This window comes from Aequorivita sp. CRS11 (genome assembly GCF_059693805.1).
The window spans coordinates 129,267-153,684 of the sequence record NZ_JCATIG010000005.1 but is presented as its reverse complement, the minus strand read 5'-3'; the positions used below and the strand labels follow the sequence as shown (position 1 = coordinate 153,684).

15 protein-coding genes and 1 tRNA gene are annotated in these 24,418 nt (G+C 35.9%); all 16 read right to left on the bottom strand.

The genetic code is table 11. The annotated features are described in order from the left end of the window. Positions 1 to 59: 59 nt before the first annotated feature. The 16 genes from AC58DT_RS11575 to AC58DT_RS11500 all read right to left on the bottom strand — a co-directional run bounded on the left by AC58DT_RS11575 (position 60) and on the right by AC58DT_RS11500 (position 24,389). Complete coding sequence (locus AC58DT_RS11575; protein WP_497216977.1) at positions 60 to 674, bottom strand: hypothetical protein; 615 nt, start codon at positions 672 to 674, stop codon at positions 60 to 62. Continuing rightward, a complete protein-coding gene (locus AC58DT_RS11570) occupies positions 667 to 1,458 on the bottom strand; it encodes a hypothetical protein (protein ID WP_497216976.1) in 792 nt (263 codons plus the stop codon). Before AC58DT_RS11570 ends, AC58DT_RS11575 begins: the two co-directional genes overlap by 8 nt. After that, the gene (locus AC58DT_RS11565; RefSeq protein WP_497216975.1) at positions 1,448 to 5,128 is read right to left on the bottom strand and encodes a hypothetical protein; all 3,681 of its coding nucleotides are present in this window, start codon (positions 5,126 to 5,128) and stop codon (positions 1,448 to 1,450) included. The genes AC58DT_RS11570 and AC58DT_RS11565 overlap by 11 nt, the downstream gene beginning before the upstream one ends. Beyond that, positions 5,121 to 7,061: a hypothetical protein gene (locus AC58DT_RS11560; protein WP_497216974.1), complete on the bottom strand. Its 1,941-nt coding sequence runs from the start codon at positions 7,059 to 7,061 to the stop codon at positions 5,121 to 5,123. The genes AC58DT_RS11565 and AC58DT_RS11560 overlap by 8 nt, the downstream gene beginning before the upstream one ends. Positions 7,062 to 7,142: 81 nt before the next feature. Then, on the bottom strand, positions 7,143 to 9,071 hold the full coding sequence (locus tag AC58DT_RS11555) for an ATP-dependent DNA helicase (protein WP_497216973.1): 1,929 nt from the start codon (positions 9,069 to 9,071) through the stop codon (positions 7,143 to 7,145). 497 nt (positions 9,072 to 9,568) lie between these two features. After that, a complete protein-coding gene (locus AC58DT_RS11550) occupies positions 9,569 to 10,318 on the bottom strand; it encodes a hypothetical protein (protein WP_497216972.1) in 750 nt (249 codons plus the stop codon). Between the two features lie 267 nt (positions 10,319 to 10,585). Beyond that, positions 10,586 to 13,570: a DNA polymerase III subunit alpha gene (locus AC58DT_RS11545; RefSeq protein WP_497216971.1), complete on the bottom strand. Its 2,985-nt coding sequence runs from the start codon at positions 13,568 to 13,570 to the stop codon at positions 10,586 to 10,588. Continuing rightward, entirely contained in the window at positions 13,570 to 14,784 is a 1,215-nt protein-coding gene (gene dinB / locus AC58DT_RS11540) for a DNA polymerase IV (RefSeq protein ID WP_045081302.1), read from the bottom strand. Before dinB ends, AC58DT_RS11545 begins: the two co-directional genes overlap by 1 nt. 324 nt (positions 14,785 to 15,108) lie before the next feature. After that, positions 15,109 to 16,413: a leucine-rich repeat domain-containing protein gene (locus AC58DT_RS11535; RefSeq protein ID WP_497216970.1), complete on the bottom strand. Its 1,305-nt coding sequence runs from the start codon at positions 16,411 to 16,413 to the stop codon at positions 15,109 to 15,111. A gap of 134 nt (positions 16,414 to 16,547) precedes the next feature. Beyond that, a tRNA-Asp gene (locus tag AC58DT_RS11530) sits at positions 16,548 to 16,621 on the bottom strand. A gap of 159 nt (positions 16,622 to 16,780) precedes the next feature. Further along, positions 16,781 to 17,710 (bottom strand): DUF58 domain-containing protein, encoded by a 930-nt coding sequence (locus AC58DT_RS11525; protein ID WP_497216969.1) that lies wholly within the window; start codon positions 17,708 to 17,710, stop codon positions 16,781 to 16,783. Between the two features lie 11 nt (positions 17,711 to 17,721). Continuing rightward, the gene (locus AC58DT_RS11520; RefSeq protein WP_497216968.1) at positions 17,722 to 18,183 is read right to left on the bottom strand and encodes a copper resistance protein NlpE; all 462 of its coding nucleotides are present in this window, start codon (positions 18,181 to 18,183) and stop codon (positions 17,722 to 17,724) included. Positions 18,184 to 18,188: 5 nt separating this feature from the next. Beyond that, positions 18,189 to 18,734: a ClpP family protease gene (locus AC58DT_RS11515; RefSeq protein WP_062622015.1), complete on the bottom strand. Its 546-nt coding sequence runs from the start codon at positions 18,732 to 18,734 to the stop codon at positions 18,189 to 18,191. 93 nt (positions 18,735 to 18,827) lie between these two features. Beyond that, entirely contained in the window at positions 18,828 to 19,145 is a 318-nt protein-coding gene (trxA, locus tag AC58DT_RS11510) for a thioredoxin (protein ID WP_062622016.1), read from the bottom strand. A gap of 101 nt (positions 19,146 to 19,246) precedes the next feature. Beyond that, a complete protein-coding gene (dnaE, locus tag AC58DT_RS11505) occupies positions 19,247 to 23,677 on the bottom strand; it encodes a DNA polymerase III subunit alpha (protein ID WP_497216967.1) in 4,431 nt (1,476 codons plus the stop codon). A 262-nt stretch (positions 23,678 to 23,939) separates the two neighbouring features. Then, the gene (locus AC58DT_RS11500) at positions 23,940 to 24,389 is read right to left on the bottom strand and encodes a ferritin-like domain-containing protein (protein ID WP_497216966.1); all 450 of its coding nucleotides are present in this window, start codon (positions 24,387 to 24,389) and stop codon (positions 23,940 to 23,942) included. Between the last annotated feature and the right edge of the window lie 29 nt (positions 24,390 to 24,418).

Genomic DNA, 24,418 nt, shown 5'->3' with positions numbered 1-24,418 from the left:
TGGTTGATCTGGTTTTTTTCAAATTTTAGAATAGTCGTAATTATTATATGGAATTATAGCTATTGCCCTTTTTCATTCGCTTTTAGTTGATTTTGCAATCTTTTATTCAAAACATTATTTAAAGAATCAATTTGAGTTTCTAAAATTTTTATTTTTTCTGTTTTTTGTTGAAGGGAATCCAATATCAATTGATCTTTTAGAATGATACTATCCACGAGACTTCTATTTATATTTTTAATTTTTGTAATTAATTCTTTTTTATTTCTTTGAATTTCATTTCTATTTTGTCTCTCATGCTGAATATTTGCTTGTAGCAATGAAATTGTTCCCCCGATAAAGGATATTGGTAAAAATAAAACGATGAGCCACATCCAAAATATAGAAAAAAATCCAAATAGCTTATTTGCCATATTATTAGTATCAGTAATACTATTCCAAGGATTAGTACTGATTTTCTCTTTGTTCTTATCATTATTGGAATAACTGTTAGCTATCTTGGTTAGTATATAGGATAAAAAACCAAATATAAAGCCACACACAATAGAAATAATATGATAATAGTTTTTGTTGTCAATTAATAAAATTTCTACCACAAAGGAAGATACAATAACCCCCGATAAGAATATTATAAAATCCTTAATCCTAAAATAAAATTTTGAAATTTTTTCAAGCATTTAATTGTTCGTTTATAATATTATCATTCAACAAACTGTAATCTCCTTTTTCAATTACTAGGTTAATCATGTTTTTAAAATTCTCATTTATATTTTCGTAATTATATTTCTTTTTTATAGCTTCCAACCATGAATATCTATTCATTTGATTACTACCTGCACCACCAATCATTTTAATTACCTGATTTAATCTTTCAAAAAACCTAACTTCTTCCGCCTGTCCAATTACTTTCCCAATTTTAAGAATTACGTATGCAAAATATTCTGGATTTAAAATTTCATTCCCAAAATAGCCTTTATGAACCCAGTCGAAAGTCCCTGTATATTCCTTTTCATATTCTTCAATCCCTTTTGATTTTTTTACGCTTAGACCAAAAAATCCTTTTTCTCTTTTTTCATCTTCGATAGATGTTTTACTAAAAAACACTACGGGAAGTATCTTTTTCCCATCAATTTGTCTTTTTTTATTAATTTCAAAAGCTAAATCAATTCCTGTGTGACAATAGCTGGAACCGCCTAAAATGTGATCCATAAGGATTAATTCAATTGAATTTTGAGGATCATTAACAATTTGAATAATATTATCAAATGCTTTTTCTCTATATACTTTATCATATTGTTCGTTCACCCAAACCCTAATATTATCTATATATTCAATAAATTTATCTTGTTCTTTAAAATTTGGAATCGGCGCATAATTCTCTGAACAACAAACAAGCCTTCGAATTTCTTGGAATTGCCAAAACTGATTTTCTACGATTAAAATATTTTGCTTATTTCCCATCGTTTCTATCCATAGGTTTAAGTATTAAGGAAATCGTATTAGTATATAAAAAACAGGTACAAGTCTTTTCAGAATCTATCCTCAAATCATTTTCCTTATCTAATATTTTTAACACACTGTGAACAAGGTTCAGACCTGATATCTCATTATCAGGTTTCACTTTGACCCCAGAATTAATCTTCCTTTTTATATCGTTTGGAACTTCTGGACCTGATCCTATCATTTTGATAATTAATTTTTCAGATTTCATTTGAAAATCGACTTTTAAAAAGTTTTCACATTGGGAGGCTGTTTTTTCAATAAAATGATATCTATTTTTTTTTGCATTGATAAATAGTTCAAAACAAATGAATTTTAATACATCAGGATTAAAATAGAAAGATGGCTCATTTATTAAGTTGTTAACAGTTATCTTTAGAGTTAACTCATTGTCGATAAATTTAGATTTATAAATGGAGTCCCCAATATTTTTGATTTCATCAATTACAGAATTATTTATTATACCTCCATAAAGAAATAGGCTTTTGAATAATTTTTTAACACTTATTATCTTTGTATTTACTGAATTACCCTCTACCGTAATCCATTTTGTAGCGAATAAATACTGTAGTTTTTCCATTGTGTCAACAATGGGTCTGAATCTACTTTGTTCATCGTCTTCACTAGCTAATTTTTGCATCATTTGACGTCCATGTCCCGCTAAATAAGCAAAACGTCTTACTAGCTCCGCTTCTCTCAAAGCGGCAAACTCATCGTTCGCGTGATGTTCTTTTATGAATTTTCCTAAATCCTTTCTAAGCAACATTAGGAGTTGCTTAGCCAATGGGTCATTTTTTAAATCAGAATTCCCATAAAAACCCATTAAACCAAGTGTCTTAAAAGCCGAATCACTTATTCGAATCATCAAAACCCACTCGCAACCAGAAATAAATTTAATTTCTGTTTCAGCTTTTTTAGGATATGTCCCATATAAATCAATCCATTTTTCTCCTATAAGCTCGTATTCAATTATACTCTTTTTGGGTTTAACAAAGTCATGATCATCCGTTTCATCTTCCGAATAGGAAGCGTTCTCACCTTTCATAAAGTCAAAAATCAGTTTGTGTTTTTCTTTATCCAATTCACCTATAAAATCCTTCATTAAGTTATCTTTATCATAAACGAGATGGGACCCGCCTCTGCCATCTTTTACAACAAAGAAAGCTCCTACCTCACAATGCGATTCAAAAAACAACTTAAACTTTGAAAAAAGTGCTTCTGTTTTTTCTGTTAATGAGTTTTCAATCTTAATTTTAGATTTTGTTGCAAGGGTATCAGTATATAGAAATTGTTTCACCCATAAAAAATTGGTAAATTGTGATTTAAATTCATCACCATTTTTTAAAGTTAATACATTATCGGCAAGTTCAAATTTATTAGAACTTAAATACTTTTCATTCTCAAGAGATAATAAAAATTTAAGAATATTATTATTTTCAATTTCTATCACTTTCTTGTCCTTTATATCTTTTAGAACCCAGTAGTGTTTTTCTACAGGCAGAATCTCATAAAAATCATTAAGGACACACCCAGCTTCTATTTTTATCATCCTAATGAACTGTTTCGCTTGTGATGTACTTAAATGATTGAGGGGTAAATTGTCAATGTTCTCTTTTAATTTTGCCGCGCACCATCCATTTTTTTCAAATAGCTCGGTATAGTTATTAATAAGATAAATATGAAATAACCTCAAACTCTTTTCTTTTATATTATCTGAAAGAATGTCTCTAAAATTTGATGTATCTAAATTCAATTTGGCTTGCACATCCTTTATTTGCTCTTCATCTTTTCCGGAATCATATTTATCAATAGCAATAAATACTTCATCTATTAGTTTTAAAAAAGCATCGGAAAGAATATGATAATTACTTAGGAAAACACCTCTCCTAATCAGAAATTTTAACTCTCTAAAATCGCTGTATTCATAAGTGTTATTAATTAATGCTTTAGTCTGGTCTATTATAGCCTTATTAAGCCAGTTTTTATGCCACTTAAAACATAGTTTGCGAACAGGTTCATATAAATAAAATGGATATTGGCTCAGCACTTTTAGCACTATCATCTTATCTTCCTTACCCTCAGCGAAACCTATATTTTTCAGTAAATCATCAAATGTGATTTTTGTAATATCTCTATTGTTATTAAAATATTCATATATTTTATGGGTTGCCTTAAACATCTTTAAATGTCTATCAGTCTTATCAGATATCCCCCTAATATTTGGTTCTATATTTTTTCCGCTTATATCCTTTGATTTATCTAGAAAGTGTTTTTGAATGGCATCATGAAGTACCTTCTTATAAACATTTTTATATCTAAATGCTTCGTACTCTAAAGGGTTTTTTTCAAATATCTTGGGACTAACAGGTAAATTTATATTTACGAAGGAGAATAGATTAATGCTTTCTTTAGAGTTTATCTTTTTTGTAACAGTCCTTCCTACCCGTTTATTTACATCTTGGGAAGATTTATTACTTAAAAATATAGCTCCACTCAAACCTTTATCTAAATCATAACCTGTGGCATTGCGATACAGTTCATAAATTTGAAAAAAACTTCTGCCTGAAATCAAGGAGTCATCCACAAAATAAATCTTTAAATCAATTTGATTCAAAAATTGTTTGTTCAATAACTTAAAATTTGCCAGATAATCCACATTTGTTTGATGGTGTATTACAGTAGCCGAAGAATTAAACAATTTATCGTTCACAAGATTTATGAATTCAGAATTTGAATAATGATTTGGGGAAAGAATAACCACATGATCCGAAGGTTTTATTTCAAGTTTTGCTTTAATACTATTCAACCATTCATTTATTTTTTCATTGTTATTGTTTATTAATACTGAGGTGATTGAGGAATATAAAAAATGCTCTTTATTTCTTTTTACTTTTCTATAGAGTATAGCATCATCAAAATTAACTTCTCCAAATTCAGTAGTTATGGGGTCTGCCGATACTTCTTTTGCTGTAGGCAAATCAAATATTAAGGTTGGTATAAGTGATGATTTATCTGTTTCAAAAATGGGACGGGATTCTTCATTATTAAAACACCACGGACATTTAATAGGATTTTTCCAAGTAGTTTGCATTTCAATAATACCCTTGTTTTTGGTTGTCGGAAAACTAGGATCAAATGCTTTTATAACGGTATAAGATTTAAAAGCTTCTTCCTTTAAATCTTCTTTTATTTTTTTTATTTCTTCCTTAATTTTATCGGACGTGCTCCCAGTACTTGAAATAGGAACAATGATTATAATTCTATCTTTCAGTTCAGTATTTAATTCCTTATAATTGGGTATAAACTTTATCTTGCTATCTGCATCTGTTGCTACAAAATGATTAATGGATTTCACTCCATACTCTTTTAAAAATTTTTCTACCAAACTCAATAAAAGCTCGCTGTAAAGTTCATATCCAATTAGTGTTATGGGTGTTGTCTTTATTTTTATTTCATCCTTTATTTTAATGGCTAACAATAGTGCGATACGAGCTGTGTAATAACTATTTTGAAAAAGACGTTTAGCATAAAAGAAATCGGATGTATGTACTTTAGCTCCAATTTTAAAATGAGTTTCGCTCATCTTATAGCCATCCAATCCGCTTATATACTCAATTAAATGTTTACTCATTGGAATCTTCTTTATTAATTGCGGTTATTTCTGTATCCAAAAGTGTTACAAGGTTGGTTTGAAAAACCGTGTAATTTTCTTCTATAGGCAATAGAATGTCGAAGGGCAGCAAAGATGATTGAAAAAAATAGCTATCTAAATTTTCGGGTACTTGAAACCCTTTATAATCATTTGTCTTATTGGTCAGTGAACGTGTATTTGGAAATGTATGATGTATAATTTTATTGATAGCATTAAACTCATTTTCATCCTGACCAAATATTAAATCTGCAAAATAAAATTTGCGATCTTCAATACTTGTGTAAAAAAGAATGGCTCTGTTTTTATACCAATATGGTATATTATCATCGTAGATCTTTACTCTTTCATAAAAAGTCGTGTTATCCCTAATCATTTCATTAAACACCACATAATCCATATTGTAAATGATTATAGATTGGTCATAGTTTATCGAAAGATGAGCTAAAAAGCGAAGTAAACTTGATTCAGAAACGTTTAATTCAACATTACCCATATTAAAAGCAATGTATTTGACTTTTTGTTTCTGTGAATTCTCAAAATTTAGCTTCTCATCTATTCCCCTGAGTAGTTTTGCTTCATCATCTCTATTCCTTATTACCATTTTGGGAAAATCAATAACTAATATTGTATTATCCTTAATATCTTCTAAGTTATCTGTTATTTCTAACTTCATTATTTCAGTTATCCCGCCAATGGTTTCGTAGGTGCCTTGATAGTTGGTACTTGCAGAAGTAGCTTGTACTGATTTGAATAGTTCATGTTTAAAAGGTAGTTTAAAAAAATAAGATGTCCCTTTTGCAATAGGTCTACCTTCATTGTCTTTTCTATAAACATCCTGTTTTTCCTCAATTGTACTAGTAGTAGCTGATAAAATCGATCCTTCATTAACTTTAATAAGTTGGTAAAACTTCATTAAACCAAAATGTGATATGTCTCTAGAAATTTGTTGATGCAGCTGCTTCTCTATTTTTGGCTCAATAAAATCTATTAAGGTGAAATTATTATTTAAGGTTTCTAAATCTTTCTCTAAGAACTTGTGTATTTTTTTATTATCGTTTGTAAATTTCTTAAGTTTTTCAATGATTCCCTTTTCACCAAAATCAAAAACGTGTGTTTCTAAAACTTTTCCGGGATTGTTATCTTTTTCGTCCTCATTATAAATCCTAATTGTAATCATCCCTATTCCGCTATTAGAAGTATGACCACTATGCTCAACAATGTTTTTGGCCAACTCGTGCAATCCGCTCACATATTCTTTTGTAAACTCCCATAGTTCTTCAGTTCTTTCAATTGGCTTATCTAATCTATTTGTTTTTTTAAATGGCGCGAACCAGATAAAAAGAATATAAAAAACAAAGGTGTGTATGGTGGATGATTTTTCTAGAAGAGTAAACACCGAATTATCTGCCTTAAGATAGTCAACTAATTTAAAGCCATTAACTTGGTTCGTTTTAATTCCTTTTGGTAATTCTAAATATGTGTTTCTAAGTTTTTTTAGTTCTTCGTTTAAAGTTTTTGGCTTTTCGAAGAATTCTACAATTGTCTTTTCATTAATATATAGTATTGGTGCAAACCTTGTTGAAGCAACTAAATCACCTTCCTCTATATTCTGTATGTTCTGAAATGTTTCGAATACGTCTTTAAATTTAATATTATATAAAACTTCGCAATGTTTAATACTTTGTCGTGTTTCAAAAATTTTCTCGACGGTTCCCGGGTATCTAATAACAAACTTTATTTGCTTAGTTATGTGTATTAAAATTAATCCCGCAATAAAAACAATATCAAATTTCTCAATATCATTCGAGAAATTGATTTCAATTATCCCATCTGTATTAGGGTTAAGCTCTAAAATTAGGTTGAGTTCCGTTACTGAAACTATTGGGTTGTTGGGAATATCTTTTTTACTCATTTATATGCTGGATTATTATAAATGTTTTATTTCAAATTTAAATTATTAACACCGGGAAGGAAAAACATATAAGAAATAGTCTTATTTTTTTCCAACTATTTTGTTATACCATTTCAAGTTTTTTAATCGTTCTATCTCTATTAACTTGGCTTGATTTTCTTTACACTTTGCATCTAACTCTAATTCAGTTTTCTTCAACTTGGCCTCAAGACTTTTCAACTGCGATTGTGAGTCTTTTACTTCTTTTTCTAAACGTTTTACTTCCTTTTTAAATCGCTCTGTTTCATTTTCAAATTCTATTGTTTTATTCAATAGCAGTTCAATTGAAGAATTTTGTTCTGAAATTTTGATATGTTTTTCCGATAGTTCTTGATCTTGTAACTTTACATTTTCCTTTGTTTCTGAAAACTCATTATTGATTAAATCAATTTTCTGGATAAGTGAAAAATTCTTTTGTTTGAAGTTCAAAAGTCGTTGTCCGTGTACTACTATGAATTTTTCAAAAATATCTGTGTCTATATCATTACGAAATTTTAAAGCTCTCTTAAAAAATTCAAATGCCAATTTGATTTTACCTTTTCCAAAATCTTCTCTTGCCTTTTTATAGAAGAAATCGGCTCTACCTGTATTAAGTTGTTCAATTATTAAGGTTCCAGGTGTTTCATTCTGGGCAAATTCAATAACTCTTGGATCAGTTTTTATAGCATAAGTATTAAGTTGGGTTTTAAGCATCAAGCCGCTAAATGAAGTACAACGGCTTAAAGCTACATAAACCTGTCCAGGTGCAAATGCTCGTCCTAAATCTGCAATCACTTTTTCAAATGTCAGTCCTTGACTTTTGTGGACAGTAATTGCCCAAGCCAACCGAATTGGAAACTGCTCAAATGTCCCCACTATTTTTTCTTCAATTTTTTTCTGCTCTCTGTTATATGAATATTGAATATTATCCCAAACAGTTCTTTCAACTTCTACTTCTACTTCATTATCAAATACTACGGTAATAGAAGCTTTCTCAAGTTCTTTTATCTTTCCAATTTTCCCGTTGTAATATCTTTTGTGTTGCCCAATATCATTTTTTATAAACATTATTTGCGCACCAACCTTTAATTTTAAAAAGTGATCTGTTGGTTTATGCTTCTCTGGGAAAGTTCCAGTTATATTGGCTTTATACACGAATAATTCAGATTCAAGTTGATTTAATTTTGTGAGATTCGTTTCATTAACAATATTGTTATGTGTTGCGAGAATGATATAATCCCTTCCATTTCCCGAAAAAGTAGGATCATATTTAGCATTGAGTACACTAAAATCGTTTGCAGATACTTGATTAACTCTCACCCTGTTCAATAAGTCAATGAATTCTTGTTCGTTTTGCCTATAAATTTTCTTTAACTCAATGTATAAGGGTGTGTTTTGTTCTATAATTTTAGAACTAAAGAAAAAAGGGGTCTTGTAAAACTGTGATAGAATAGACCATTGTTCATTATCAGCAATTGGCGGTAATTGAAAAGTATCCCCGATTAATATTACCTGAACACCTCCAAATGGTAAAAAGGGGTTTTTACGAAAAACTTTTAATATTCTATCAATAACATCCAACATATCCGCTCTTACCATTGAAATTTCGTCAATGATAAGCAAATCCAAATTCTCTATTATTTCTCGTTTGTCATCACGGTATTTAAAAGTTGTAAAAATAGTTTCGGGATTTTCTGTACTTGTTGTGGTTGTTCGTAATCTTGAATCGTCAGGAACAAAAGGCCCAAAGGGTATTTGAAAAAAAGAGTGAATAGTAACACCTCCTGCATTAATTGCGGCAACTCCTGTTGGAGCAAGGATAACGGTATTCTTATTTGTAGTGTCTTTTATGTATTTAAGGAAAGTAGTTTTCCCTGTTCCTGCTTTACCCGTTAAATAAACTAACTTATTTGTATGTCGGACAAATTCAGCAGCGTGGTTGAATTCAACATTATCTTTATCAAGTTCTATGTTGTCAACTGACTCAGTCATTTCACTCACCTCTATAGTAGGAATATTGGTTAATAATTTTGTTAATTAAAGTTGTTTGCTTTAAATATAAAACAATCAAAACGCATCCCATTACGGGAATCCGCATTGGCGACAAATTTTCTGGGGAGAAGAACGAATATATTAAAATTCTTAGATAGTTATTGGGCAAAAGAACTTTTCTCGATAAAAGGAAAGACAAATTACGAAATACTATATCTGTAGGTTTGAAGACAGAGTAAAGTACCACTCTGGGTGTCCTCTATTTTTGCCATAGTATTATGGGAATGTTATTTCTTAAGAACTTTGAAACTTTCTTTTTTTCCATCTTCAAAAGTAATTTGAAAAGCAAAAACCCCATAGTTCAATCAACCATAAAACTCCCGTACAATTTGAAAAGGAAATAAAAATGAAAAAAGAATTAGTAACTTTACAATAAATAGATTAACCAACTCCTAAAAACAGTCAATCCTATTTAGGACTCTACAAACCACAAACCATCAACCCCCAACCCCCAAAACCTCCACCCCAAGAGCATTCGCACTCTTAAATAAATAATAAGTATTCTCCACCTTCTGGTAAAACTTCAACCCCAAAACCGCCAAAGCAAGCCCGCCCACCTCAGGTAGGCCAGTATTCATATCAAAGGAAGTTGCACTGTAGTGCTTATCCATATAAAGCGGTGTGCTATTTTTTAAACTGAACTCCAAAGTATCAAAATCAAAGTGCAGACGCCCTACAGTAAGTGCCATATGTGTCGCTCCAGCAGGAAAACCAACATTCTTTATATCAAAATTTGTAACCCTAAGTGTTCGGGTATCAAAATCATAGTTTAAGGAACAAGCCAATACTTCTGTAATAATACAAGAAGGGGTAAAAGCAAAATCCCTTAGTAACTGCTTACCCTTAGATGTGTCTAATCCACGCCCCACCCTCCTTTCACCTCGCTTATTCACAGCATCCAAATCCTTCAACTTGGTAAACAATTGAACCATCCGTCCATGAAGTTCTCCATCCTTGCGAACGCATAAAAAAGGAGCAAGTGCATTTTTAAAAACCCGCTTTGTAGTACTACAACGGCCAAACTCCGTAGCATTTTCCATAGTGCGTACCATACTTTCCTTGTGCATGGCTCCTTTCTGAAACCCACCCCCAGCTGCGCGCGCCAAATGTCCTCCATTTTTGGATTTGTAATAATTGATATCCCCAATAGTTCCCTTTAGCTTAATACTTCCTGTTTGCTTTGCCATAATACCTGATTGTCAATCACTAAGATAATCAAAATTACTAAATAAGAACACTATAAAGTATATTTATAGTATATATAAAGTATATATATAGTAACTTTATAGTATGTTTAAACCGTACAAAAGTTAAATAATCCAGTATACAATAAGCCAAAGCACCGCATATCATCTCGGTGACCGAATGAATTTCAAAGAGCAAAGCAAAGTGAAATTAGACTGTTGGCTTTGATATAGAGGTTGGGAGGCTGAGATATTGATTTATTACAAAGGCTAAATTACTTTTTGATTTTTGTTACTATCTGAAAACCTGGGATCTGGGATAGGTGGAATTTTTATTAATTGTGATGTTATAATGGAATAATAACCCAAATCTTCAGCAACGGTGCCTTTAATCCAGTAAATACCTATTCCAGAAATAGGGTATTGTTCCTTAATCTTTGGAAATTGTACCGAATCAAAACATTCCCCATTTTTATCCAGAAAGGTTGAGAACGCCATAAAATCGCCTTTTGAGGTTTGTGTACTTTTTGAAGTAACCAGTTTTCCAATTATGGTAAATTCCTTGTTTACAAATGATTTTAAATCGGCTGCCACGTATTTAGGATAATTTCCGGGTTTAATAAGCTGGAAATCATCTTGGAGGGTAAAGCCCAATAGTTCCAGATTATCATAAGCATCAATAAGGTTATTCCCTTTTAATGCCGGCAAAGTATAATTGGTTCTTTTAGGTTTAAAAAGTTGCGGATGGGGATTGGGGTTTTTTTGTTTATTTCCGTTTATATGGGCATACCACATTAAGTTGTGTTTATTGGGTTCAAAAGTTCTAAAGACATTGAGGCGAATAAGCAGTAAAATCTGTTCCAAACCTAGTTTGCAACGATCTAAAAAGTCATTAAAATTTTTAAACTTTCCATAGAGTTGTCTTTCATTTAAAATTTTCTGTATGCTACGGTGCTCTAAATCCTTTATCATTCCAAAACCTAAGTACACCGTTTTGCCTTTTATGCAATTAGCGTGGTCGCTATTGTTTATGCAGGGATTTACAACCGTTCCCCCACATCTAAAAATTTCATTGATATAGGTGTCCAGGTTATAAAAGCCACCGCCGTTATTTAAAACCGCTGTCATAAACTCCAGGGGGAAGTATTTTTTGAGATAGAGGCTTTGGTAGCTTTCCACCGCATAGGATGCGGAATGCCCTTTGGCAAAAGCATAGCCTGCGAATGCCTTAATCTGTTCCCATACCTCAGCAATTACCTTAGGAGTGTACCCTTTTTGGGTACAATTGGAATGGAATTTTTTTTCGAGGGCATCAAACTGTTCCTTGGAACGGCCTTTACCGCTCATACCTCTTCTGAGCACATCAGCCTCTGAAAGGGTAAGACCCGCAAAATGATGGGCTGCCTTTAAAACATCTTCCTGATATACCATAACCCCATAGGTTTCAGGCATTATTTCCATAAGTACGGGGTGAGAATCCTTTCGTTTTTCGGGGAAACGATGACGCTCTATGTAAGCGTTTTTCATACCGCCATTGGTAACGCCGGGACGAATTATGGAACTTGCAGCCACTAGCCCAAGATAATCCTGCGTTTGTAATCGGGTCATCAATGTTCTCATTGCAGGGGATTCCACATAGAAAACACCCATGCAATCCCCCACTTTTAATAAATTATTTATGGCGGGGTCATTTTTAAAAGGCTCGGTATCATCAATATCCTTTAGATGGGCTTGGGGTTGGTTTTCCTTAATGAGCTCAATGGCGTCCTTGATTTTTGAAAGTCCGCGTTGTGCAAGGATATCAAACTTAAAGATGCCCACGGATTCGGCAATGTGCATATCGATTTGGAGGGTTTGAAAACCTTTGGGAGGCATAAAGGTGGCGCAATATGATTGTATTGGATTTTTAAGTATTACAATACCTCCAGAATGCACACTTAGGTAATTGGGAAACCCGTGAATAAGTTTACCATACTTCATTACCAATTTGAAATAATGGTCGTTTTTTTTGTTTTGCACATTCCCTTTTAAAAAATCATCTATCTCGGATTTTGGAAGGCCGAAAACCTTGGCAAGCTCACGGACCACTGCACGATATTTAAAAGTTACATAAGTACCCATTAATGCGGTGTTGGGAAATCTTGTAAAAATGTAGTGTGTAACATCATCCCTATCCTTCCAAGAGAAATCAATATCAAAATCAGGTGGAGAGGAGCGATAGAGGTTTATAAAACGTTCAAAATATAAGTCAAGTTCAATAGGGTCTACATTGGTAATGCCCAGAATATAAGCCACCACGCTATTTGCCCCACTACCCCTACCAATATATGGGTATTCATTTTTAATTGCATACTGGATAATATCATAATTTATAAGAAAGTAGGAGACAAAATCCATTTGCCGAATTGCCTGTAGTTCTTTTTCAATGCGGGTTTTAATAATTTGGTCAACGATTCTATATCTTTTGCTTATTCTTTCATAAACCAACTTTTCCAAATATTTATAATCCTCTTCCTTATTGGAAAAGTAAGTAGCTTGGTTTTGGTTAATCCGCACATCATCAAACGCAAAAGAAATTTTACAATCATCCAATAGGGATTGGGTGTTTGAAATTATATGCTCAAAACCTTCAAAACGCTCCCTTATTTCGCTTTGCGAATACATTCTATCCTTTTGGCTTCCCTGTTCCAATTCGGGCAATTTACTGAGTACTATATTGAGGTCTATGCAACGAAGGAGGCGGTGTATATTTAGGTGTGACTGACTGGAAAAGGTTACTGGTTGCAAGAGCACCAATTTTGAAGTATGGGACTTTAAATGGGAGAACTTTAATTTGTTGAGGTCTGCTACGGAAATACCGATGTGCCAATCTTCTGCAAAAGATTCCATTTCAAATTCAAGTACCTTTTCAAAGGGAAAAATTGTTATGACATTTGAAAATTGGGGCGGTATTTCTGGAAAGTCCTTTTGTGGGTGTAGGTGTTGGGTAAGGAATTGATTAATTTCCAGATAGCCCTTATTGTTCTTTGCCAAACATACATAACATCTATTGCTGCCATTGCGAATATCTGCGCCCACAATTGGTTTTATATTTTTTTTGGTAGCTTCCCTAATAAATTCAAGACAGGCCGAGGTATTATTAATATCGGTAAGTGCAAAAGCTGTGAGGTTATTTTTAAGTGCCAATTCCAATAATTGCGGTACGGAAAGTACCCCATAGCGGAGGGAATAATATGAATGGCAATTGATATACATTATTGATTTCTATGTGCGAGTAAAACCGGGGGTTCCCCATCGAATGGATTACGTCCGGAAATAACAGTGCGGACATCAAGCGTTGAGGCCTTTAAGACACTAGCTGCACCAAAACGATTGCGGATATGGTCCAGCGATTTGTATAGGTTGAGGGTTTTCTCATTGTCATCAAAGAGGTTTATTTGATAATGCCCACCGACCAAATGGGAAAATTTTACTCCAATCAAGCGTACCAATACCCTGCGATCATACAACTTATTGAAAAGCTCCATTACGGCGGGAACAAGGATATGGTCTGCGCTTGTATATGGAATACGGACTTGCTTGTTATAGGTCTGAAAATCTGAATACCTAATTTTGACGGAAACACAGCCCGTCATTTTTTTGCCCAACCTAAGTTGATAACAAAGGGTGTCTGCCATAGCAGTAAGGGTGTCTCGCAATTTTTGGACATCTATGGTATCTAAATGGAATGTACGCTCATTGGAAATTGATTTGCGCTCGGAATAGGGAATAACGGGAGTATTGTCGATTCCATTTGCACGGTTCCAGATGGTCTGTCCGTTTTTACCCATTACGGATGTAAGCATTTCCACTGGCATATCCTGTATTAATTTGACCTTATCAATGCCAAGATGTATTAAAGTTTGGGCTGTTGCCTTTCCAATCATTGGGATTTTGCGGATGGGAAGGGGTGCCAAAAAGGATTTTTCAAAACCTTGGTCAATTTTCAATTGATTATTGGGTTTTGCCTCTCCGGTTGCAACCTTACTGACAATCTTATTTTGGGAAAGCCCAAAAGATATGGGTAGACCTGATTCATTTATAATCCTTTTGCGAAGTTCGGTTGCAAATTTATAATTGCCAAAAAACCTGTCCATCCCCGTAAGGTCCACATAAAACTCATCTACACTGGTTTTTTCAAAAAGGGGAACGGAATCGCGGATGATGTCAGTAATAAGACTTGAATATTTCATATAAGTTCCCGCATTCCCCCTTATGACTATTGCCTGTGGGCATAATTGCCTTGCCATTTTCATTGAAATGCCAGAGCGGATACCATATCTCCTGGTTTCGTAACTACAAGCTGCCACTACCCCACGATTGCCCGTGCCACCTACCAATACAGGTTTTTTAAGCAACTCGCTATTAAGCAAGCGCTCTACGGAAACGAAGAAGGTGTCGAGATCGAGATGTAGGATTGATTTGTTCATCAATACAAAATTATGGAATATTTCCTATAATATGGAAATATTCCATTTAATTAATTAATTTTATTTGGAAAGGGAGAGGTGTAAGGCGTAATAGTAGCAGGTGAGGGTGAGCGCAGTGAGACTCGTTTAACCATAAAAACCAAGTTGTTTGTTAAGGCTCTTCAGCTCCGCTCAGGCAGGCTACTTAGGATGTATTGTTCAGGGTTACGGTTATGCTCCTACTAGGGCCTATTTATTCAGGTTTTTTGATTTTATAAAAACCCAAAAACAAAAAAGCCTCTCCATTCGGAAAAGCTTCTCATCGGTTATTGTAAATGCAAAGAATTAATTCTTTATAATCTTTTTTATTACCAATTTTTCTTTTGTCTTGAATTTTAAAAAGTAAATACCACTCTTTAACATAGAAATATCTATTGTCTGATAATTGTTATGTTTGGTAATTACTAATTCACCCAATGTGTTGTATATCTGAAGTGTTTCAACTTTTAATTCGGAATTGTATTCCAAATGTAATATTCCATTTTCAACTGGATTTGGGTAAAAAGAAATCGAATCGTATGTATAATTATTCGTGCCGAGTATACAATTTTCACTGTAATTTGCCCAAGAATCTATACACCATCCATCATAAAATGGAGGATTAATATCACAAATTTGTGCATTTGCATATTGTACATCGTCCACATTCACACAAAATAAATTGGGATTGTTAATTGCAATCATTTCCGTCATAATTTGATTATTACCATTTCTAATATTCAAGTTTGTCAATAAATTTTCTGAACAGAATAATGCAGTTAAATTTGAAAGGTTGCTTACATCTAAGTTTGTTATTTGATTAGCTCTACAATCCAAAAGTCCTAAATTATGATTTTGCGAAACATCTAAACTAGTAAGGTTGTTATAAATTAATCTAAGTTCAGTAAGGTTTGGACTTTGAGATATATCTAAACTTGTTAATTGATTATTTAAGGCAGATAATATTTCTAGATTTGGATTTAATAATTCCAAATTTGTCAATTGGTTTGATTCACAATATAAAAACTCCAAAAAAGGATTTTCAGAAACATCTAAACTTGTTAATTGATTGGAGACACAGGATAAAACTTTTAGATTAGGATTTTGGGTTAAATCTATACTCGTAATTTGATTGTAAGAAAACCATAAAATTTCTAAATTAATATTATGGGATATGTCGAGGCTGCTTAATTCATTACTTCCACAATCCAATTCAATAAGATTGGGACTTTGGGGTATTAAAAGACTCGTAATATTATTAAAATAACAATCTAAAATCGTAAGATTGGTGTTTTGTGATAAATCTAGATCAGTAAGTTGGTTGACTTCACAGTTTAAATATTCAAGATTTGAAAAACTCTGAATTCCCTCCAGGGAATGTATTGCTTTATAAGAAACATTCAACCCGATTACAGCCTCAGCTTCGGCTTGTTGAATCTCTCCATCATTATTGCTGTCAGCATCAATATCACCATTTCCATCACCGTTAATATCTACGCAATTAGAATTAACCAACGTATTTTTAAAATTTGCATCTGGTATATTTACAATTTGAGCCTGTGAAAAACAAAAGGTCATGAGTGTAAGAACGATAAAGTATAGATTTTTCATAAAGAGTCGGATAAATATTAAGATGGATTAAATATACCAAAAAACAAAAAAAGCCCATCCATATGGATAAGCTTCTCATCGGTCTATTTCTAAACCACAAGCCACTTTAAGTGACTCAACACAACATCTTGTTGCGGTCTGGACGAGACTCGAACTCGCGACCCCCTGCGTGACAGGCAGGTATTCTAACCAACTGAACTACCAGACCAAGTTTTCAACCTTTCTTGCGAAAGATCCCAACAACAGTTGGGCAAAGTGAAAAATTGTTACCATACTTTTTGGGATTGCTCCCTTGCTGTATTAAGCGGTGGCAAATATACTACTCCATTTTATATCCGCAAACTATTTTTTTAAAAAATAATAAATTTTATCCAAACTTCTGACGCTCCACTAGATAGGTAGTCAATATTTTGTTGAAACTTTCATTTATATCGGTGTGCACATACTTAATACGGTATTGTGCACATCGCAATTGAAGTTCGGTGAAGTAATTTTGGACCGCCTCTTCATATTGCTCCTTAATATTGTCGGCATAAAGGTTTACATGTTCCCCGGTTTCAACATCAACAAAACGCTTTGGGCGGTTGCTGAAATCAAAATTTACCTCTCGTTTTTTATCGAAAGTGTGAAAAAGGATTACTTCGTGCTTGTTATATTTTAAATGCTGAAGCGCTTCAAAAAGTTTTTCGGCTTCGGCATCACTTTGAAACATATCTGTAAAAAGGAATACCAAGGAACGCCGCTTTAGTTTTTCAGCAATTAAATGAAGGTGCTCATAGGTTTTGGTCTGCGATTTCTCTTCGGAAGAAATCAAGGCTTCGTTCAACTTTTGAAGCAACATTTGATGGTGGCGCTCACTTCCTTTTTCTGAGGCATAAAATTCATAATCATCACTGTAAATACTCAATCCCACGGCATCGCGCTGACGTTTCATCAAATTCATAATGGCTGCCGAAGCCAAGACAGAAAAACCAATTTTATTCAAAGAATTAATATTGAATTGTTTCATCTTTGGATAATGCATGGAATTGCTGTTGTCCACAATCAAATGGCAGCGCAGGTTGGTTTCCTCTTCGTAGCGTTTGGTGTAAAGTTTATCGGTCTTGGCAAAGAGTTTCCAGTCTATATGTTTGGTGCTTTCACCGTTGTTGTAAATTTTATGCTCGGCAAATTCTGCGGAAAACCCATGGAACGGACTCTTATGAAGTCCAGAAATAAAGCCCTCCACCACCTGTTTTGCAAGCAGCTCCAGATTTTTAAAACCTGTTATCTCATTTATTTCTTTCTCTATATTCAACGGCCAACCTATTATTGAAGCGTTTTTTTCAAAATATAAAATTCCGCTAAATCGCCTTCTACAATATTGCCGGAACTGTCGAGCATCCACAGTTGGTTTTCGCCTACCTTATACTGAAGGGTGTCGCTTTCGGATTTTAAAAGTACTTTGGAACCACTTTCGTCCCAAACAAAATTGCCAGTCTGCACAAATTCATTTTCGCCTTCCATCTTCCCTAAATAAGTTTGGGAAAGGGTGTAGGTTTTGTCGTCTCTCAACTCCAATACAGTTTTAATTCCCTCACAATCGGCGCAGGGCGTTGTTCCTTCATACACGCCCGCCCAATCCAGCGAGTTTTCGGAATTGTGTGAATCTACAACATTGGTGTCCGTCGTTTCCATTGTTTCATCGGAAACATTCTCCTTGTTTTCAACGTGTTTGCAACCAATAAAGATGGTTGTTGCAATTCCAAATGCCAAAAATATTTTTTTCATACTCCCTATTTTAAAATACCATCAACAATTCCATAATCTACAGATTCTTCGGCATTCATCCAATGATCGCGATTAAAATCCTTCATCACTTTTTCGAAAGATTGTCCGCAATTTTCGGCCAAAATACGTGCGCTAATTTCTTTTGTCTTCAAAATTTCCTGCGCCGTAATTTCTATATCGCTCGCTACGCCCCTCGCACCGCCACTGGGCTGATGGATCATAACACGGGCGTGCGGCTGGATAAACCTTTTTCCTTTTTCGCCAGCGGAAAGCAAAATACTTCCCATGGAAGCTGCCAGACCGGTACAGATGGTTGAAACCGGACTTTTAATTTCACGCATGGTATCGTAAATAGAAAACCCGGAAGTTACATATCCTCCGGGACTATTTATGTAAAATTTAATCTCGTCGTGGCTCAGCGCGTCTAGATACATTAAACGGTCCACAACATGGCGTGCGCTCTTATCATCTACCATTCCCCAGAGGAAAACTTTGCGTTCTTCCAGTAATTTACTGTCAATTTTATCCTGTACTTTATTAGTTTTTTCCATAGTATTTTCTTGATTGGACTTTGCACTAAAATAACAAAAGGCCCAGCAATACGCCAAGCCTTTTATTGTTTAATTTTTCTTTTTTGAAATATTTTACAAAAGTGAATCAATCGCTTCCGCATAAACATTCTTTGGAGCAACGCCTACTTGACGGCCCACTACTTCGCCATTTTGAAACACCAAAACGGTCGGAATATTTCGCACGCCATATTTTGCGGCAAAATCTTGGTTTGCATCCACATCTACTTTTCCTACTACGGCCTTGCCTTCGTATTCTTTGCTTATTTCTTCAATGATGGGCCCTACCATTCGGCAAGGTCCGCACCAGGCTGCCCAAAAGTCAACCAATACCGGTTTGTCACTCTTTAAAACCGTTTCTTCAAATGTTGCGTCTGTTATTTCTAATGCCATAATCTTTGTTTTTAATGATTGTCAAAAATAGTTAAATTTTATTCTTTTTGCCGTAGTGTTAATATATGTTTAGGAAATGATTGTATTGGTTAATTCTATTATTAATTCAACTTATAATGCAACTGCTCTCTGTCCAGTTCATCCAGCAATTCCTTTGATATGTTTATTTTGTGTTTTCTACTGGGCATAGTGAGATGTATCTTTTCTTCGTTTTCATATACTACAAAAAACAATTGCTTTTCACCTTTGTGGGTTTTTACAAGGTTTTTGAGCGAATCAATCTTTCCTTCCCTTAAGTCATTTAAAGGCATGGTAATGGTCAATTTTTTTCCGTGGGTTTCCATTACATCGTGAAGCAATTGGATGCTGTTGTATTGAAGCCGCGGTTCGCCTTTTTTACCAGTATCACGGTTCGTCCAACCTTCCTTTACAAAAACGCGACCATAAATAAAGCTATTCGGAACCAAGAAATGGCGCCATTTTAGATACTCTTCCCCAAAAATTTTGAAATCGTAGCTGTCCTCATAATCCTCGACGGTGAAAATGGCCCAGCCCTTTCCAGCCTTTGATTCCCTGTGCTGCACATCGCTCACCACGCCGCCGAAACACAGTTCTTTATTGAGATAATCCTCCAAATGGTTAAAATGCGAAACCTTGCAATTTGTAAAGCTTTCCATCTCTATTCTGAAATCGTCCAGCGGATGGCCCGAAATATAAACGCCCACCACTTCCTTTTCCTGCTTCAGCTTTTTCATGGTGCCCCATTCCTCGCAGGGCGGAACTTCGGGTTCGGGGATTTGCACTTCGCTGGCATCGCCAAAAAGACTTACCTGTGAAGAATTCTGCGTTTCCTGATATTTTGCTGCATAGCGAAGTACTTTTTCAATAAACATCACTCCATCGCCATCGTCGTGCAGGTATTGTGCGCGGTGGGTATCAAAACTGTCGAAACCTCCAGCCAAGGCCAAGTTTTCAAAGGCTTTTTTATTTGCGGAACGCAGGTCAATCCGCTTCGCCAAATCAAAAACCGATTTGTATTTTCCATCCTTTCTGTTTTCAACAATCGTTGCCACGGCACTGCTGCCCACGCCTTTTACGGCGCCCATTCCAAAACGGATGGCGCCTTGGTCGTTTACCGTAAATTTGTGGAAGGATTCGTTTACATCGGGACCCAAAACGGTCAATCCCATCCGCTTGCATTCGTCCATAAAAAAGGTTACCTGTTTTATGTCGCTCATATTATTTGAAAGCACCGCTGCCATATATTCCGCGGGATAATGGGCTTTTAGATAGGCCGTTTGATAGGCAATCCAAGCGTAGCAAGTAGAGTGCGATTTATTAAAAGCGTAACTTGCAAAGGCTTCCCAATCCTTCCAGATTTTTTCAAGTTTTTCGGGGTCGTGGCCTTTTTCGGCGGCTTGGGCTACAAACTGCGGCTTCATTTTATCGAGTACCGCTTTTTGCTTTTTCCCCATCGCCTTTCGCAGAACATCAGCTTCGCCTTTGGTAAAACCTGCCAATTTTTGTGACAAAAGCATCACCTGCTCTTGATAGACCGTGATTCCGTAGGTTTCCTTTAAATATTCCTCCATCGCCGGAAGGTCATATTCAATTTCTTCTTCACCGTGTTTTCTTTTTACGAAACTTGGAATATATTCCATCGGCCCAGGACGGTACAGCGCGTTCATCGCAATCAAATCTGCAAAAACCGTGGGTTTTAGCTCCTTCATATATTTCTGCATTCCGGCAGATTCATACTGAAAAATCCCTACCGTATCCCCTCTTTGGAAAAGCTCGTAGGTTTTTTCATCGTCGAGCGGAAAGGTATCCGGATCCAGATCAACGTTGTGTTTGTGTTTTACAAGTTTTACCGTGTCCTTTATAAGCGTCAAGGTTTTCAGACCGAGGAAATCCATTTTCAAAAGGCCCGCACTTTCCACCACCGAGTTGTCGAATTGGGTCACGTACAGATCGGAATCCTTTGCCGTGGCAACGGGTACGAAATCGGTAATATCGCTGGGCGTAATGATTACACCACAGGCGTGGATTCCCGTATTGCGGACAGAACCTTCCAATATTTTCGCTTGGTTTATGGTTTGGGCTTCCAGATCACTTCCTTCGGAAAGGTTTAAAAGTTCATTTACCTTCGGCAGCTCATCGCTTCGGAAACGGCTTCGCAATTCCGCATCGCTCAAACCGAAAATTTTGTTCAGTTTGGTCATATTCGGAATCAATTTTGAAATACGATCGGCTTCATTCAACGGCAAATCCAAAACCCGCGCGGTATCGCGAATGGAGGATTTTGCCGCCATGGTACCATAAGTGATAATCTGCGCCACTTGGTTGCTGCCATATTTGTTGATTACGTAATCCATAACCTTGCTTCGGCCTTCATCGTCAAAATCGATATCGATATCGGGCATACTCACACGGTCCGGATTTAGGAAACGCTCAAAAAGAAGATCGTACTTAATCGGGCAAATATTCGTAATTCCCAAACAGTAAGCCACCGCGCTTCCCGCCGCCGAACCACGGCCCGGCCCAACGGAAACGCCCATTTTTCGGGCTTCCGCAATAAAATCCTGCACAATCAAAAAGTAGCCGGGATAGCCCGTGTTCGCAATTACTTCCAACTCAAAATCGAGGCGTTGCTTAATTTCCTTTACGCGCTGCGATGCATTTTCGGGAATTTCAAAATCGGTCAAGGCTTCGTAGGAAACCTCCAATAATTCTGGGTAGCGTTTCTTGGCACCTTCGTAAGTTAAATGGCGTAGATACGCGTTTTCGCCACGCTTGCCGCCATCGATATCCTCGGGGTTCAAAAATTCCTGCGGTATGCCGAAATTGGGCAGCAAAACATCGCGGTGCAAAGAGAAGGGCTGGATTTTTGAAACCACTTCGTCTATATTCAAAATGGCTTCGGGAAGGTCCTTGAACAAGACCTTCATTTCATCCTGCGATTTGAAATAATATTCCTGGTTTGGCAAACCGTAGCGATAGCCGCGGCCACGGCCAATGGGCGTTGCCTGCTTTTCGCCGTCCTTTACGCACAGCAAAATGTCGTGGGCGTTGGCGTCTTCCTTCTTTATATAATAGGTGTTGTTGCAGGCTACGATTTTTACATTGTTACGCCGCGCCATTTCAATAAGCACGTCGTTTACACGCCTTTCATCTTCTTGATTGTGGCGCATAATCTCAACATATAAATCCTCGCCGAACTGTTCCTTCCACCATAATAAAGCTTCCTCAGCTTGGTTTTCGCCAATGTTCAAAATCTTTCCGGGCACTTCGCCGTATAGGCTTCCCGTGAGAACGATAATGTCCTCTTTGTATTTTTCAACTATATTTTTATCGATTCGCGGTACGTAATAAAAACCCTCGGTGTAAGCGATGGAAGCCATTTTTGCCAAATTGTGGTAGCCGTTTTTATTTTTGGCAAGCATCACGATTTGGTAGCCGTTGTCTTTATGATTTTTGTTTAAATGGTCCTCGCAGACAAAAAATTCACAGCCAACAATTGCTTTTATGGGTTGTGGGGGATTTTCATCTTCTTCATTTTTCGGCAAATCGGCGAGCGATTTGTTATAATTGGCAACGGCCTGCACAAAGTGGAAAGCGCCCATCATATTGCCGGAATCGGTGAGGGCGACGGCGGGCATGTTATTTTCAACGGCGGCATTTACCAAATCCATCGTGCTGGAAGTGGATTGCAGAATGGAAAACTGCGAGTGGTTATGAAGGTGCGCGAACGGCGCATCTTCCAGTGTGGCGATGTTCTCTTTTATTTCTTCGGAAGAAATTTGCTCGGTATCCGAAGCGGCCTGCATTTGCTTTCGGATGCTGTCCGAAGCTTTTTTGAGATTGATATGCTCCAGCCCAATCAATTCAATTGGCTGCGGATTTGCTTCGGAAAAGTTTTCGAAATAATCTGGCTGCACGTCGAGTTCTTCCTTCGTAAAAATCTGGCGGCGCACCAATTCCAAAAAGCAGCGAGTAGTTGCTTCAACGTCGGCCGTAGCGTTGTGTGCCTCGGCGAAAGGCTCGTTAAACAAAAACTCGTGAAGCTCAGTAAGAGTGGGCAATTTAAACTTTCCGCCACGCCCGCCGGGAATTTGGCAAAGCTGGGCGGTGGTTTCGGTACAAGTGTCCAAAACGGGTAATTTGGGCAATGGGTTTTCAATTCCCAATCGGAAAAATTCAGCACCCATAATGTTTACGTCAAAATCTACATTTTGGCCGACGATGAACTTGGTTTTTGAAAGTGCGTCCTGAAATTTTTCAGCGACTTCTTCCAAGGAAATTCCTTCGGCCGTGGCCAATTCGGTAGAAATTCCGTGGATTTTTTCAGCATCAAAAGGGATGTTGAAACCATCTGGCTTTACCAAATAATCCTGATGCTCTATCAAATTCCCCATAGCATCGTGCAATTGCCACGCAATCTGGATACATCGTGGCCAATTGTCGCTATCGCTTACGGGCGCATTGTAGCGTTTGGGAAGACCTGTGGTTTCTGTATCGAAGATTAAATACATTGGGATTGACGATTAACGATTAACGATTGTTGATTTCAGGATTTTGGGTTAAGAGCGTGAACACTTAACACTTAACACTTAACACTTAACACTTAACACTTAACACTTAACACTTAACACTTAACACTTAACACTTAACTGAGGAAGTAAAAATAGAAAAACCGACAGCTTTTGGGAAGTTAAATTATCACGAGTTGTTCACAATAAAAAAACCGCTTTCGGAAATTCCGAAAACGGTCTTTTGGTCTTCTTTTTCAAATTATTAGGATACTACGGCTTCAAAGTTTTTGGCACTTTGCCAAGCGTTTTGAATGGTATCACGCTGCTTGGTCAGGATTTGCTGTGTGGTTGGAGGCAATGTAGTATCTTTAATCACTTCATTGTACTCTTCAACAGCGGCTTTTTCACCTTTTTGAACTTCTTCCAAAATGGTTTCTTCGTTATTTGAAGAAAACGCGGTTTCAATATCCATCCAAGTTCGGTGTAGAGCTCCAGTGGTACTTCCGCCTTTGTCTGGCGTTTCACCGTAGTTTTTGATTTCAGTCTTAATTTCGTGACCGAAGTCATATCTTTTTTGGGCCTGTTCGTTAAAGAATTGCTTCAGTTTTGTGTTATCCACTTTTTCCGCAGCTTTCTTATAACCCTTCTCGGCGTCATAATTCTTCTCTAACAGTTCATTTAATTGGTTCGACATTTTTTCAGTAAACTTCATAATCTCTTTCGTTTTAAATTATACAGTTG

Bases quoted from the DNA above. Each gene is read 5' to 3' on its own strand.
- AC58DT_RS11575 (WP_497216977.1), bottom strand. From the start codon at position 674: ATGCTTGAAAAAATTTCAAAATTTTATTTTAGGATTAAGGATTTTATA.
- AC58DT_RS11570 (WP_497216976.1), bottom strand. From the start codon at position 1,458: ATGGGAAATAAGCAAAATATTTTAATCGTAGAAAATCAGTTTTGGCAA.
- AC58DT_RS11565 (WP_497216975.1), bottom strand. From the start codon at position 5,128: ATGAGTAAACATTTAATTGAGTATATAAGCGGATTGGATGGCTATAAG.
- AC58DT_RS11560 (WP_497216974.1), bottom strand. From the start codon at position 7,061: ATGAGTAAAAAAGATATTCCCAACAACCCAATAGTTTCAGTAACGGAA.
- AC58DT_RS11555 (WP_497216973.1), bottom strand. From the start codon at position 9,071: ATGACTGAGTCAGTTGACAACATAGAACTTGATAAAGATAATGTTGAA.
- AC58DT_RS11550 (WP_497216972.1), bottom strand. From the start codon at position 10,318: ATGGCAAAGCAAACAGGAAGTATTAAGCTAAAGGGAACTATTGGGGAT.
- AC58DT_RS11545 (WP_497216971.1), bottom strand. From the start codon at position 13,570: ATGTATATCAATTGCCATTCATATTATTCCCTCCGCTATGGGGTACTT.
- dinB (WP_045081302.1), bottom strand. From the start codon at position 14,784: ATGAACAAATCAATCCTACATCTCGATCTCGACACCTTCTTCGTTTCC.
- AC58DT_RS11535 (WP_497216970.1), bottom strand. From the start codon at position 16,413: ATGAAAAATCTATACTTTATCGTTCTTACACTCATGACCTTTTGTTTT.
- AC58DT_RS11520 (WP_497216968.1), bottom strand. From the start codon at position 18,183: ATGAAAAAAATATTTTTGGCATTTGGAATTGCAACAACCATCTTTATT.
- AC58DT_RS11515 (WP_062622015.1), bottom strand. From the start codon at position 18,734: ATGGAAAAAACTAATAAAGTACAGGATAAAATTGACAGTAAATTACTG.
- trxA (WP_062622016.1), bottom strand. From the start codon at position 19,145: ATGGCATTAGAAATAACAGACGCAACATTTGAAGAAACGGTTTTAAAG.
- dnaE (WP_497216967.1), bottom strand. From the start codon at position 23,677: ATGTATTTAATCTTCGATACAGAAACCACAGGTCTTCCCAAACGCTAC.
- AC58DT_RS11500 (WP_497216966.1), bottom strand. From the start codon at position 24,389: ATGAAGTTTACTGAAAAAATGTCGAACCAATTAAATGAACTGTTAGAG.